Source organism: Cupriavidus sp. HPC(L), assembly GCF_000307735.3.
Lineage (GTDB): Bacteria > Pseudomonadota > Gammaproteobacteria > Burkholderiales > Burkholderiaceae > Cupriavidus.
In genome coordinates, this window is record NZ_AMPR02000037.1 from 1 (window position 1) to 12,712 (window position 12,712).

General features: G+C 65.7%; 13 protein-coding genes. 3 read left to right on the forward strand and 10 right to left on the reverse strand.

Annotated elements, in window-relative coordinates; all coding sequences use genetic code 11:
* Positions 1 to 83 precede the first annotated feature (83 nt).
* Positions 84 to 1,157, reverse strand: a complete 1,074-nt coding sequence (locus B551_RS03700; RefSeq protein ID WP_006578987.1) for a tartrate dehydrogenase — start codon at positions 1,155 to 1,157, stop codon at positions 84 to 86.
* Positions 1,158 to 1,327: 170 nt separating this feature from the next.
* Between B551_RS03700 and B551_RS03705 the strand changes: the two genes are divergently transcribed.
* Entirely contained in the window at positions 1,328 to 2,158 is an 831-nt protein-coding gene (locus tag B551_RS03705; protein ID WP_006578986.1) for a class II glutamine amidotransferase, read from the forward strand.
* 175 nt (positions 2,159 to 2,333) lie between these two features.
* Here B551_RS03705 and B551_RS03710 read toward each other — a convergent pair whose 3' ends face one another.
* The 6 genes from B551_RS03710 to B551_RS03735 all read right to left on the reverse strand — a co-directional run bounded on the left by B551_RS03710 (position 2,334) and on the right by B551_RS03735 (position 8,206).
* Entirely contained in the window at positions 2,334 to 3,068 is a 735-nt protein-coding gene (locus B551_RS03710) for an amino acid ABC transporter ATP-binding protein (protein ID WP_006578985.1), read from the reverse strand.
* A complete protein-coding gene (gene gltK, locus B551_RS03715) occupies positions 3,065 to 3,748 on the reverse strand; it encodes a glutamate/aspartate ABC transporter permease GltK (RefSeq protein ID WP_006578984.1) in 684 nt (227 codons plus the stop codon). Before gltK ends, B551_RS03710 begins: the two co-directional genes overlap by 4 nt.
* A 10-nt stretch (positions 3,749 to 3,758) precedes the next feature.
* A complete protein-coding gene (locus B551_RS03720; RefSeq protein ID WP_006578983.1) occupies positions 3,759 to 4,487 on the reverse strand; it encodes an amino acid ABC transporter permease in 729 nt (242 codons plus the stop codon).
* Positions 4,488 to 4,563: 76 nt separating this feature from the next.
* On the reverse strand, positions 4,564 to 5,463 hold the full coding sequence (locus B551_RS03725) for a glutamate/aspartate ABC transporter substrate-binding protein (protein ID WP_006578982.1): 900 nt from the start codon (positions 5,461 to 5,463) through the stop codon (positions 4,564 to 4,566).
* 284 nt (positions 5,464 to 5,747) lie between these two features.
* On the reverse strand, positions 5,748 to 7,052 hold the full coding sequence (locus tag B551_RS03730; protein ID WP_006578981.1) for a Glu/Leu/Phe/Val dehydrogenase: 1,305 nt from the start codon (positions 7,050 to 7,052) through the stop codon (positions 5,748 to 5,750).
* 179 nt (positions 7,053 to 7,231) lie between these two features.
* Positions 7,232 to 8,206, reverse strand: a complete 975-nt coding sequence (locus B551_RS03735; RefSeq protein WP_006578980.1) for a LysR substrate-binding domain-containing protein — start codon at positions 8,204 to 8,206, stop codon at positions 7,232 to 7,234.
* Between the two features lie 181 nt (positions 8,207 to 8,387).
* Here B551_RS03735 and B551_RS03740 point away from each other — a divergent pair, with 181 nt between their 5' ends.
* Entirely contained in the window at positions 8,388 to 8,987 is a 600-nt protein-coding gene (locus B551_RS03740) for a cysteine dioxygenase family protein (protein WP_023263500.1), read from the forward strand.
* A 79-nt stretch (positions 8,988 to 9,066) separates the two neighbouring features.
* Complete coding sequence (locus tag B551_RS03745; protein WP_006578978.1) at positions 9,067 to 9,534, forward strand: Lrp/AsnC family transcriptional regulator; 468 nt, start codon at positions 9,067 to 9,069, stop codon at positions 9,532 to 9,534.
* 177 nt (positions 9,535 to 9,711) lie between these two features.
* On the opposite strand, the gene B551_RS03750 is transcribed toward B551_RS03745, so the two are convergent.
* From B551_RS03750 to B551_RS03760, 3 genes are read right to left on the reverse strand one after another with little or no spacing between them, the layout of a single operon-like run.
* Entirely contained in the window at positions 9,712 to 10,485 is a 774-nt protein-coding gene (locus B551_RS03750) for an ABC transporter permease (protein WP_023263501.1), read from the reverse strand.
* Between the two features lies 1 nt (position 10,486).
* A complete protein-coding gene (locus tag B551_RS03755) occupies positions 10,487 to 11,341 on the reverse strand; it encodes an ABC transporter ATP-binding protein (RefSeq protein ID WP_006578976.1) in 855 nt (284 codons plus the stop codon).
* The gene (locus tag B551_RS03760) at positions 11,338 to 12,336 is read right to left on the reverse strand and encodes an ABC transporter substrate-binding protein (RefSeq protein ID WP_370646757.1); all 999 of its coding nucleotides are present in this window, start codon (positions 12,334 to 12,336) and stop codon (positions 11,338 to 11,340) included. Before B551_RS03760 ends, B551_RS03755 begins: the two co-directional genes overlap by 4 nt.
* Positions 12,337 to 12,712: the final 376 nt, after the last annotated feature.

The following is a 12,712-nucleotide window of genomic DNA, read 5'->3' on the forward strand; positions in this document are numbered from 1 at the left end:
CAGCGGATCGGCGGCCGCGACCGCGGCATCGAAGCTCTCGCGCAGCAGCGCGCGCGGGTCCATGCCCGGCTTGGCGGCCTCGCTCACAGCGCTTCCGCGATCGCGCGGCCGAGGTCCGCGGTGCCGGCGTTGCCGCCGATATCGCGCGTCAGCGGCGCGTGCGCGGGTCCGGCGGCCAGCACCGATTCGATCGCACCGAGCACGGCGGCGCCGGCATCGGCATGGCCCAGGTGTTCGAGCATCATCGCTCCGCACCAGATCTGCCCGATCGGATTGGCGATGCCGCGGCCGGCGATATCGGGCGCGGAGCCGTGGACCGGCTCGAACAGGCTCGGAAAGGTCCGCTCGGGATTGATATTGGCCGACGGCGCCACGCCGATGGTGCCGGTGCACGCCGGCCCGAGGTCCGACAGGATGTCGCCGAACAGATTGCTGGCCACCACCACGTCGAACCAGTCCGGATGCAGCACGAAGTTCGCGGTCAGGATGTCGATGTGGTACTTGTCGACCTTCAGGCCGGGATAGTTTGCCGCCATCGCCTCGACCCGCTCGTCCCAGTACGGCATCGTGATCGAGATGCCGTTGGACTTGGTGGCCGAAGTCAGATGCTTCTTCGGACGCTTGCTGGCCAGCTCGAACGCGAACTTCAGGATGCGGTCGACGCCGATCCGGCTCATCACCGTTTCCTGGATCACGACCTCGCGCTCGGTACCCGGGAACATCCGGCCGCCGATGCTGGAATACTCGCCCTCGGTGTTCTCGCGCACCACGTAGAAATCGATGTCGCCGGGCTTGCGGTCGGCCAGCGGGCTGCGGATGCCCGGCATCAGCCGGACCGGGCGCAGGTTCACGTACTGGTCGAACGCGCGCCGGAACTGCAGCAGCGAGCCCCACAGCGACACATGGTCGGGCACCGTCGCCGGCCAGCCGACCGCGCCGAAGTAGATCGCGTCATAGCGCGAGAGCGTATCGAACCAGTCGTCCGGCAGCATCTTGCCGTGGCGTGCGTAATAGTCGCAGCTGGAAAAATCGAAGTGGTCCCACTGCAGGTCGATGCCGAAACGGCGCGCAGCGGCGTCCATCACGCGGATGCCTTCGGGCATCACTTCGGTGCCGATCCCGTCTCCAGGGATCACGGCAATCTTGTATTGGCTCATGGCGGAAGGGCTCGTTGGAGGCGGATTGAAGCGGATCGACGGGCGATTCGGCCGTCCCGGCGGACCGCGCCGGCGGCCGTGGACGTGCTTGGCAGAACGCCCGGCCCGGCGGGATAATGTCGCAATTCTATTGCAATCGGCCGGCCCTCACGCCGCCCCGGTCCCACGCCATGTGCCAGCTGCTCGGCATGAACTGCGCCACGCCGACCGACGTGACGTTCTCCTTCACCGGCTTCGCCGCGCGCGGCGGCGTCACCGATCACCATGCCGACGGCTTCGGTGTCGCGTTCTTCGAGGACAAGGCCTGCCGGCTGTTCATCGACAACCAGTCGGCCGGCACCTCGCCGGTGGCGGACCTGATCAAGCACTATCCGATCAAGTCGAAGAACGTCATCTCCCATATCCGCAAGGCGACCCAGGGCACGGTGCGGCTGGAGAACTGCCACCCGTTCATGCGCGAGCTGTGGGGCCGCCACTGGATCTTCGCCCACAACGGCGACCTGAAGGGCTTCTCGCCGTTCCTGTCCGGCGTCTATCAGCCGGTCGGCGACACCGACAGCGAGCTCGCCTTCTGCGCGCTGATGCAGGGGCTGCGCAAGCGTTTCCCCGGCTCCCAGCCGCCGCTGAACGAGCTGTGCCACGCGCTGGCCGACATCACGCGCGAAATCACGCTGTACGGCGTCTTCAACTATCTGCTGAGCAATGGGCAGGCGCTGTTCGCGCACTGTTCGACGCGGCTGTATTACCTGGTGCGCCAGTGGCCGTTCTCGACCGCGCATCTGATCGACGCGGACCTGTCGATCGACTTTGCCCAGGTGACCACGCCGGAAGACCGGGTGGCGGTGATCGCCACCGCGCCGCTGACCGACGACGAGGTATGGACGCCGTTCGCGCCCGGGGAACTGATGATGTTCGAGGCCGGGCAGCCGACGATGACGCTGACGGTGCCGATTCCGCCCGAGGTGCAGGCGCGCAACGCGGCCAATTCGGCCTGTACTTGACGGGAAACGCGAAGGGAAACCTGAAGGGAGCCTTGACTCCCCTCTCCCGCTGGCGGGAGAGGGGTTGGGGGAGAGGGCAGCAGCGTCTTCACGCGCGCTGTCGCCGGAAAAAACCTCTCTCCCCGGCCCTCTCCCCCTGAGGGGGAGAGGGAGAACTGCCGGGACAGCGAAGACCTCAGTGCTGCAGGATCTTCGACAGGAACTGGCGGGCCCGTTCCGAACGCGCCTCGATATTGCCGAAGAACTCCTCCTTCGGCGTGTCCTCGACGATATGGCCCTGGTCCATGAAGATCACGCGGTTCGCCACCTTGCGGGCAAAGCCCATTTCGTGGGTCACGCACATCATCGTCATGCCCTCATGGGCCAGCTGCACCATCACGTCGAGCACCTCGTTGACCATCTCCGGGTCCAGCGCCGAGGTCGGCTCGTCGAACAGCATGCAGATCGGATCCATCGACAGCGCGCGCGCGATCGCCACGCGCTGCTGCTGGCCGCCCGACAGCTGTCCCGGATACTTGTTGGCCTGGTTCTTCAGGCCCACGCGCTCCAGATACTTCATGCCCTTGGCCATCGCCTCGTCGCGCGAGCGGCCCAGCACCTTGATCTGCGCGATGGTCAGGTTCTCGGTGATCGACAGGTGCGGGAACAGTTCGAAGTTCTGGAACACCATGCCGACGCGCGAACGCAGCTTCGGCAGGTCGGTCTTCGGTCCGCCGACCGAGGTGCCGTCGACCAGGATCTCGCCCTTCTGGAAGGGCTCGAGCGCATTGACGGTCTTGATCAGCGTGGACTTGCCCGAACCGGACGGGCCGCACACCACCACCACTTCGCCCTTGGCCACGCGCGTGGTGCAATCGGTCAGCACCTGGAAGGAGCCGTACCACTTGGAAACGTTATTGATTTCGATCATACAGCCACCTTTTTCTGGTATCGCTTGACCAGCAACGATGCGGAAAAACAGATCACGAAATAGACCAGACCCGCGAACAGCAGCATCTCGACGATGCGGCCATCGCGTTCGCCGATGCCATACGCCTGCCCGAAGAAATCGGCCAGCGCGCTGACGTAGACCAGCGAGGTATCCTGGAACAGGATGATGCCCTGCGTCAGCAGCAGCGGCACCATGTTGCGGAACGCCTGCGGCAGCACCACCAGCCGCATGGTCTGCCCATAGGTCATGCCGAGCGCCTGCGCCGCGTACATCTGCCCGCGCGACACGCTCTGGATGCCGGCGCGGATGATCTCCGAGTAATAGGCCGCCTCGAACAGCGCGAAGGCGACCAGCGCCGACGTCATCCGCAGATCGGTCGCCGGCGACAGATTGAAGATCGACTGCAGCACCTGCGGAATGATCAGGAAGAACCAGAGCAGCACCATCACCAGCGGTATCGAGCGGAAGATGGTGACGTAGCCCTGCGCGAACCAGTTCAGCGGCTTGACCGAGGACAGGCGCATCATCGCCAGGATGGTGCCCCAGACGATGCCGACCACCACCGCGGTGGCGGTGATCTTCAGCGACACCATCATGCCCTCGCCGAGCACGTGCAGCGTATCGGCGTTGATCGAGGTGAAATCGAATGAATAAGCCATCGCGTTCCCCTTACTTGCTGCCGATGAAGCCCGGCACGCGCGTGCGCTTTTCCACCCAGCGCATTCCCAGCATGACGACGATATTGATCAGCGCGTACATCAGCGTGACCGCGATGAAGGACTCGTACGGCCGCGCCGTGTAGTCGACCAGCTGGCGCCCCTGCGCCGCCAGTTCCAGCAGGCCGATCGTCGACGCCACCGCCGAGTTCTTGAAGATGTTCAGGAATTCGGAGGTCAGCGGCGGCACGATGACGCGGAACGACATCGGCAGCAGCACGTAGCGATAGGTCTGCGGCAGCGTGAAGCCCATCGCCAGGCCGGCGTTGCGCTGGCCCGGCGGCAGCGAGTTGATGCCCGAGCGCACCTGTTCGCAGATCCGCGCGGCGGTAAACGTGCCGAGGCAGAACATCGCGGCCAGGAATTGCTGGGTGAACGGATTCATCTGCTTGATCGATTCGCCGAACGGCAGCAATTCGGGAACCACGAAATACCAGATGAACAGCTGCACCAGCAGCGGAATATTGCGGAAGATTTCGACGTAGGTGGCCGCGATACCCGACAGGAATTTATTCGGAACCGTGCGCAGTACGCCGAGAATCGAGCCGATGATCAGGGCGATCACCCACGAAGTCAGGCCGAGCGCGATGGTGACCTTCAGACCGGAAATCATCCAGTCGAGATAGGTCTCGTTCATCGCGGCTTCTTCGAGGAATACACCCCAATGCCAGTTGTAATTCATGATGCGTCCTCAAAAAGAAACGGAAGGACATGCCTTCGCGCACGCCTTCCGTTTCACACGCGTGACTGGAGCCGAATCAGTCGAGCGCCTTGTCGTTCGGGTTCTTGATCAGTGCCTTCATGTCGTCGGACATCGGGAAGTCCAGGTTCAGGCCCTTCGGCGGCACCGGCTGGGTGAACCACTTGGCGTAGAGGTTGTTGATCTCGCCGGTCTTCATCAGGTTGGCGATCACGTTGTCGGCGACCTTCTTGAACGGCGCATCGTCCTTGCGCAGCATGCAGCCGTACGATTCGCGCGACTGCGGCTTGCCGGTGACGACCCAGTCGGCCGGATTGCGGGCCTTGGCGCGCTCGCCGTACAGCAGCGCGTCGTCCATCATGAAGGCGGCGGCGCGGCCCGACTCCAGCGTCAGGAACGACTGGCCGTGGTCCTTGGTGCTGATGATGTTCATGCCCAGCTTCTGCTGGTCGTTCATCGTGCGCAGCAGGCGCTCGGAGGTGGTGCCGGCGGTGGTGACGACGTTCTTGCCCTTCAGGTCGGCCCAGTCCTTGATCCCGCTGTCCTTCTTGGTCATGAAGCGGGTGCCGATGATGAAGATGGTGTTGCTGAAGGCGACCTGTTTCTGGCGGTCCAGATTATTGGTGGTCGAGCCGCACTCGATATCGATGGTGCCGTTCTGCAGCAGCGAAATGCGGTTCTGCGAGGTAATCGGAATTTCCTTGACCTGCAGATTCGGCAGCTTCAGCTGATCCTTGATCGCTTCGACGATCTTGACGTTGATGTCATAGGAATAGCCGACGGTGCGGACGCCGCCGAGGTTATAGCTGAAGGGAATCGACGATTCCCGCACGCCCAGCGTAATGACACCCGTATCTTTGATCTTCTTCAGCGTGCCGGTCAATTGCTCGGCCGCTTGTGCGGTACCGCACAGCACGCCTGCCGCAATCATCAGCGCAGCCAGTTTGGCAACCTTCATAACATCTCCTTGACCATGAGAGAAAGGCGGGACTCTAACAAGAAACGTGCCGCCGACGAAATAGTATTGCGCAAGCCGACGCTCGGATACAACGGGTATTTCCCTAGCCGCCGCTGTCCGGCAATCGGCTGCGCCACGCGGCTGTAATAAAAAAAGCGGCAGCCGGAATATCTCCGGCTGCCGCCTCGCTGTGGTCCGGACCCCGCCTTGGTGCATCGCAGCATTGCGCCTGCCCCAACGCGGGTCCGATCCGGGTCCGATCGCCCCGATATCGCGCGTATCGATCAGGGATACAGGCCACGCATTTCGCGCGCCTGCAGGATGCGGGTACAGGCAATGATGAACGCCGCGGTCCGCAGCGTGACCTTGTTCTCCTGCGCGACCTGCCAGATCGAGCGGAACGCCTCTTGCATGATCCGTACCAGCCGCTGGTTGATTTCTTCTTCGGTCCAGAAGAAGCTGGAGAAGTCCTGCACCCATTCGAAGTACGACACCGTGACGCCGCCGGCGTTGGCGATCACGTCCGGCGCCACCAGGATATTGCGCTCGCGCAGGATGTCGTCCGCTTCCGGCGTGGTCGGGCCGTTGGCGCCTTCGATGACCATGCGGGTCTTGATGTGGGGCGCATTGGCGGCGGTGATCTGGCCTTCCAGCGCGGCCGGGATCAGGATCTCGCTCTCGGTCTGCCAGAACTGCTCGGCGCTGATGGTTTCGGCGCGGAAGCCCTCGATGGTGCCGTTGTGCGACACGTGCTCGATCAGCGCCGGCACGTTCAGGCCGGCCGGGTCGAACAGCGCGGTCTTGTGGTCCTGCACCGCGATGACCTTGGCGCCGGCCTCGTGGAACAGCTTGGCGGCGACGCTGCCGACATTGCCGAAGCCCTGCACGACGATGCGCGCGCCCTTGATTTCCAGGCCCAGATTGCGCGCGGCCTCGACGCCGACCACGAACACGCCGCGGCCGGTCGCCTCGCGGCGGCCCAGCGAGCCGCCCAGCGAGATCGGCTTGCCGGTGACCACGCCGGTCGACGTGCTGCCCTCGTTCATCGAATAGGTGTCCATCATCCACGCCATCACCTGTTCGTTGGTGTTGACGTCCGGCGCCGGGATGTCCTTGTTCGGTCCGATGATGATGTTGATTTCGCTGGTATAGCGGCGCGTCACGCGTTCGAGCTCGGCGCGCGACAGCTTGCGCGGGTCGACGCGGATGCCGCCCTTGGCGCCGCCGTACGGCACGTTGACGGCCGCGTTCTTGATCGACATCCAGGCCGACAGCGCCATCACCTCGGACAGCGTCACGTCCTGGTGGAAGCGCACGCCGCCCTTGCCCGGGCCGCGCGAGGTGTTGTGCTGGACGCGGTAGCCCTCGAAGTGGGCGATGGTGCCGTCATCCATCTCGATCGGCACGTCGACCACCAGCGCGCGCTTGGGGCGCTTCAGCGTTTCGACCCAGCGGGCCAGCGAGCCCAGGTAGGGCGTCACGCGGTCGACCTGTTGCAGGTAGATGCCCCAGGGACCGAGATTGTCGGCGTTCAGATAGGAGGGGACGGAATGCGCGGAGGCGGTGATGATCGGCGATTCGGAAGACATCATGGAAATCCGGAAATGGAATGGCGACAAGCTTAGGGGCGCCGCCCCGGGGAAATCCAATGCCGTTTGGTCATTCGGTCATGCAGGAAATGCATAACGTTTGAAGGGGTCCTCGCCGCCCCCGATACCCCACCAAAGTGGGGGGGGCGTCGCGCGATTCGCCGCCGCCGCCCCGGGACTCAGACAGCCCTGCCCTCGATCGGCGCCGCGCCGGCCGACAGGCTGGCCCAGATGCGGTCGACCAGCTCGCGCTTGCGGCGCAGCTGGCTGCCGCGCCGGTCGTTGCCATGCTCGCCGGGCCGCGCCCGGTACAGCCGGATTTCCATCTCGATCGACAGCGGCGCGGCGCGCGGCCCCTCTGCGCGCACCAGCCGGCCCTGCGCGAGCTCTTCGCGCACCGCGCTCTCCGGCAGGAAGGCCAGGCCGTGGCCGGCCAGCGCCATCACCTTGAGCGCCTCGGCCATATCGGTCTCGTAGCATTTGTCCAGCTTGAACGATTCGCTGGTGTCCGACAGCAGCATCTCGACCATGCGGCCGAGGAAGGCGTTCGGCGTATAGCTGAGGAAGGAAACCGGCTTGCGGTCGGTGCCCGGCAGCCGGTACAGCGGCTTGCCGCCGGCGTCCGGCACGCTGAACGGCGACATCCGTTCGACGCCGAGCACCAGCATGTCGTAATGCGAGGGATCGAGCTGGATCGCCTGGCGGGGATGGTGGTAGACCATCACCAGGTCGCAGCCGCCCTCGACCAGCATCAGCACCGCGTCGTGCACGTTCAGCGCGCGCAGCCGGCAGGCCAGCGTGCCGACCTGCCGCTCCAGCGTCTTCAGCCATTCGGGAAAGAAGGTCAGCGACAGCGTGTGGGGCACCGCGAATTCCAGCATCTGCGCGTTGGCCGAACGCTGGCCGCGCATCAGCGCGCGGGTCTCGCTGACCTGGGCCAGCATCGCCAGCGCCTGCTCGTAGAACACCTTGCCGGCCGGGGTCAGGTTGGTCGGATAGCTGGAGCGGTCGATCAGCTCGGTGCCCAGCCAGGCCTCGAGCGACTGGATGCGGCGCGAGAAGGCGGGCTGGGTCACGTGCCGCAGCTCGGCCGAGCGCGAGAAACTGTGCGTCTCGGCCAGGCTGACGAAGTCTTCAAGCCATTTGATTTCCATGGCGCATTATCTCCCGGCGGCCGCCTGCGCAAAAATATTCCATGACGGCCCGCAAAAACGGAATATCATCCTCCATTGGATCGCTTCGGCACCACATTTTAGATCGGCTTGCTCGGCCCCGCTGGCTATGATCGGACCCATCCGATCCCTTGTCGCTTATCCCTTGCCCTGCGGAGTCCCCATGCCCAGCCTGCACGCCGAACCGAAGCCGCGCCCGTCCTCGTCCCTGCCCGCCGGCCCGCAGGCCGCACTGTCCGCGCTGTCGCCGGCGCTGGCGCGGGTGTTCGACGACAGCGCGCGGACCGTGGCGGCGCAGGTCCAGGCCTGCCTCGGCGACGACGCCGACGCGCTGCTGGCGCTGTTGCCCGCGGCCGCGCGTGCCGGCAGTCCGGATGGCTATACGCGCCATCTGGTCTATGCCGACCCGATGGCGCGCTTCTCGGCGATGCTGCTGGTCTGGCGCCCGGGGCAGGCGAGCCCCGTGCATGGGCACCGGACCTGGTGCGCCTACCGCGTGCTGCAAGGCACGCTGTATGAGCAGCACTACCGCTGGGACGAGGCGGCGCAGCTGGCGCGGCCAAGCGGCGGCGTGATGCGCGAATCCGGCGCGGTGTTCAGCGTGCCGGCCGGGCTCGGGCATATCCATTCGCTCGGCCATCCGGGCCGCGCGATGGAACAGGGCCATGGCGCGGCGGACGACATCGCCATCTCGCTGCATCTGTACGGCGTCGAGGCCGCGCAGATCGCCACCGGCGTCAATCTGCCGGTGGCGGCCGGCTAGCGCAGGATGGCGCGCTGATGCGCGCCGCCCGCCGGTTCGCGATCCACCGAACCCCCGCAACACCGACGGAGCAAGCGCAATGGACCGATTCGACCGATACGACCGCCAGATTCTGGCCGAGCTGCAACAGAACGCCGACCTGCCGGTGGCCGAACTGGCCGAACGGGTCGGCCTGACCTCGACGCCATGCTGGCGCCGTGTGCAGAAGCTGCAGGAGGCCGGCGTGATCCGCAAGCGCGTGGCGCTGCTCGATGCCGCCAAGCTGAACGTCGGCGTCACCGTGTTCGTGTCGGTCCGCACCAGCCAGCACAGCGCGAAGTGGCTCAAGACCTTTCACGGGCTGGTGGCATCGATTCCCGAGGTCACCGAGTTCTACCGGATGGCGGGCGACACCGACTACCTGCTGCGCGTCGTGGTGCCGGACATCGCCGCCTACGACCGCGTCTACAAGCGGCTGATCCAGGGCGCCGAGCTGGCCGACGTCAGCTCCAGCTTCGCGATGGAGCAGATCAAGTACACGACGGCGCTGCCGCTCGAATACGTCTGAGCAGACCGGTACTCCCCTCTCCCGCTTGCGGGAGAAGGGTTGGGGGAGAGGGCAAACGGCAGTGGCCATGCCGACGCCATGGACCATGGCGAACGCCCTGCCCTCTCCCCCACCCCTCTCCCACAAGTGGGAGAGGGGAGAAAACCGAGGGTGAAGCGTAGGCTCGTGTTTCGCCCCTCACGCCCGATGCGCCCACCCCGTCATCCGCTTCTCCAGCACGGCGAACAGCTCGTACATCGCCATCGCCATCACCGCGATCACCACCAGGCCGGCGAAGGCCAGCGGCATCTTCATCGCCGAGCCGGCCGATACCAGCAGATAGCCGATGCCCTCGTTGGCCGCGTTCATCTCCGACACCGTGGTGCCGACGAAGGCCAGCGTGATCGCGACCTTCAGCGACGCGAAGAAATACGGCATCGCGCGCGGCAGTCCGACCTTGAACAGCACGTCGGTACGCCGGGCGCCGAGCACGCGCAGCACGTCCTCCAGCTCGGGCTCCAGCGTCGCCAGCCCGGTGGCGATATTGACCATCACCGGAAAGAACGAGATCAGGAACGCCGTCAGGATCGCCGGCCCGGCGCCGAGGCCGAACCACACCACCAGGATCGGCACGAAGGCGGCCTTGGGCAGCGCGTTGAACGCCGTCATCAACGGATAGCCGGCCGCATACGCGAGCCGCGACGAGCCCATCAGCAGGCCGAGCACCACGCCGACCGCGATCGCGATGCCGAAGCCCACCATCGTGGTCCAGAAGGTGCGCCAGGCATGGGCCGCGATCACGTCCCAGTAGTCGACCAGCGACACCACGATGGCCGCCGGGCTCGGCAGGATGAAATCGGACACCTCGAAGATCATGCAGGCGCCCTGCCACAGCAGCAGGCAGGCGGCCAGCAGCAGCCAGGGCGCGACGCGCTCCACGCGCCGCTGCGTCGAATCGGTCAACGTGGTCATCTCAGTGCTGGCGGACATGGCCGATCTTCTCGCGCAGCGTGTGCACCAGATCGGCGAAGGGTTCGGTATAGGTCAGTTCCAGATCGCGCGGACGCGGCAGCGCGATCGGCTTGCGCATCAGGATGCGGCCCGGCCGCTGGCTCATCACGTAGACCGTGTCGGCGAGGAACACCGCCTCGCGCAGATCGTGGGTGACCAGGATCACGTTGAAGCGCTGGGCCTGCCACAGGTCGCGCAGCACGCACCACAGTTCTTCCCGCGTGAAGGCGTCGAGCGCGCCGAACGGTTCGTCCAGCAGCAGCATGCGCGGCTCGTGGATCAGCGCGCGGCAGATCGACGCGCGCTGCTGCATGCCGCCCGACAGCTGCCACGGGTACTTGTCCTCGTAGCCGGCCAGGCCCACGGTGCTCAGCAGCGTGCGGGCGCGCTCGACGTATTCGTCGCGGCGGGCCCGCAGCGTCGAGCGGTACGGCTCGACGATCTCCAGCGGCAGCATCACGTTCTGCAGCGTGGTGCGCCACGGCAGCAGCGTCGGCGCCTGGAAGGCCATGCCGACCATCTTCAGCGGGCCCGTCACCTTCTCGCCGGCGATCTTGACCACGCCGCGCGTGGCCGGCTTCAGCCCGGTGGCGAGCTTCATGAAGGTCGACTTGCCGCAGCCCGACGGCCCGACGATCGCGATGAACTCGCCCGGCTGCACCTGCAGCGAGATGTCCTCGACCGCGAACTCGCCCTTGCGGGCGAGCTCGTCGTTGTAGGCCAGCCAGACGCGGTTGAAGTCGACGAAGGGAGATTCGGCATCCGCGCCGGGCGGCGCGGCCGGTGCAACAGCGATCGGCGCAGTTTCCACCGTCATCGCAGCACGTCCAGTTCGGCCGCCGATGGCAGATAGGCGTCGGTCCACAGCGCATCCGGATTGATCCGGCCCTTGGTGCCGAACGCATCGGCGACCTGCGACGCCATCAGCGACAGCCGCGGCTTGTTGACGCGGCCGAAGCCGTCGGCCTTCGCGTCGGGCGACCTGACCACGCTATCGAGCGCCAGCTTCAGGCGCCGGACCTCCAGCTTCTCGTCGATGATGCCGTCGCGCGCCTTGACCGCCTTGATGCCTTCCTCGGGCCTCGCGATCACGTCGCGCGCCGACTTCGCGAACGCGCGCAGGAAGGCCTTGACCGCCTCGGGGTTCTTCTTCAGGAAGTCCTCCGACGCGATCACCGCATTGCCGTACAGCTTGACGCCGTATTGCGGGTACGGCAGCACCACGATGTCCTCGTCCTTCACGCCGCGCGCATTGAGGTTCAGGATCGAGGTGAACGAGAAACCGGTGATCGCATCGAGATCGCCGCGCGTCAGCATGGTCTCGCGCAGCGTCGGGTCCATCGCCTGCCAGTTGAAGCTCGATGCCTGCAGGCCGTTGGCCCTGGCGAAGATCGGGAAGGCGCGGCGGCCCGCGTCGAACACCGGGGCGCCGAGCTTCTTGCCGGCCAGGTCCTTCGGCGCCTTGATGCCCGACTTCTTCAGCGCCAGCACCGCGGCCGGCGTATTGTTGTAGACCATCATCACGGCCACCGGCTTGTTCTTCGCGTCCGGGTTGTTGCCGTAGAACTCCATCACCGAGGCCAGGTCGGCGAAGCCCATGTCATAGGTGCCGGAGGCCACCCGGTTGACCACATTGCCCGAGCCGTTGCCCGCGTCGATCGACACATCGAGCTTCTCGGCCTTGTAGTAGCCCTTCTGCTCGCCGAGCAGGAACAGCGCCGAAGGACCCTCGAAGCGCCAGTCGAGCTGGAAGCGGACCTTGGTCGCGGCCTGTGCATGGGCCGGCGCGGCCCATTGTGTCGACAGCACCATCGCGGTGCCCAGCATCGTGCCGAGCCGCAGCATCCGGCGGCGCAGCGTCGATGGCGCCGTGCCGGCGCAGGTCTGTCGCGCCTGCGCGTGGCGATGCGTGTCCTGCTGCGTATGCTGGTGATGCGACCCGTAGGGCGGCTTGTCTTGCGGCATGTTTGCTCTCCTGTTCGTGCCTGTTTTGCGCGAACAGTGTCTGCAAGCGATATGCCAGCCAAAACCGCATCGAAACCGCCCCAAAGCGGGGCATGACCGCGGCGTCTTGTCCAACCAAACTTGTGCATCGGACATGGCCGCGCGCGATTGCGCGCCGCCATTGTCGACAATGCGAAGGCGACCTCGGTGGCCTCAGGCGTCCTGCGTCGCGTCGCCGAGATCG

What these genes read in the sequence shown, in the direction of transcription:
- B551_RS03700 (WP_006578987.1), bottom strand. Translation starts at nt 1,157, where the DNA reads ATGAGCCAATACAAGATTGCCGTGATCCCTGGAGACGGGATCGGCACC.
- B551_RS03705 (WP_006578986.1), top strand. Translation starts at nt 1,328, where the DNA reads ATGTGCCAGCTGCTCGGCATGAACTGCGCCACGCCGACCGACGTGACG.
- B551_RS03710 (WP_006578985.1), bottom strand. Translation starts at nt 3,068, where the DNA reads ATGATCGAAATCAATAACGTTTCCAAGTGGTACGGCTCCTTCCAGGTG.
- gltK (WP_006578984.1), bottom strand. Translation starts at nt 3,748, where the DNA reads ATGGCTTATTCATTCGATTTCACCTCGATCAACGCCGATACGCTGCAC.
- B551_RS03720 (WP_006578983.1), bottom strand. Translation starts at nt 4,487, where the DNA reads ATGAATTACAACTGGCATTGGGGTGTATTCCTCGAAGAAGCCGCGATG.
- B551_RS03725 (WP_006578982.1), bottom strand. Translation starts at nt 5,463, where the DNA reads ATGAAGGTTGCCAAACTGGCTGCGCTGATGATTGCGGCAGGCGTGCTG.
- B551_RS03730 (WP_006578981.1), bottom strand. Translation starts at nt 7,052, where the DNA reads ATGTCTTCCGAATCGCCGATCATCACCGCCTCCGCGCATTCCGTCCCC.
- B551_RS03735 (WP_006578980.1), bottom strand. Translation starts at nt 8,206, where the DNA reads ATGGAAATCAAATGGCTTGAAGACTTCGTCAGCCTGGCCGAGACGCAC.
- B551_RS03740 (WP_023263500.1), top strand. Translation starts at nt 8,388, where the DNA reads ATGCCCAGCCTGCACGCCGAACCGAAGCCGCGCCCGTCCTCGTCCCTG.
- B551_RS03745 (WP_006578978.1), top strand. Translation starts at nt 9,067, where the DNA reads ATGGACCGATTCGACCGATACGACCGCCAGATTCTGGCCGAGCTGCAA.
- B551_RS03750 (WP_023263501.1), bottom strand. Translation starts at nt 10,485, where the DNA reads ATGACCACGTTGACCGATTCGACGCAGCGGCGCGTGGAGCGCGTCGCG.
- B551_RS03755 (WP_006578976.1), bottom strand. Translation starts at nt 11,341, where the DNA reads ATGACGGTGGAAACTGCGCCGATCGCTGTTGCACCGGCCGCGCCGCCC.
- B551_RS03760 (WP_370646757.1), bottom strand. Translation starts at nt 12,336, where the DNA reads ATGGTGCTGTCGACACAATGGGCCGCGCCGGCCCATGCACAGGCCGCG.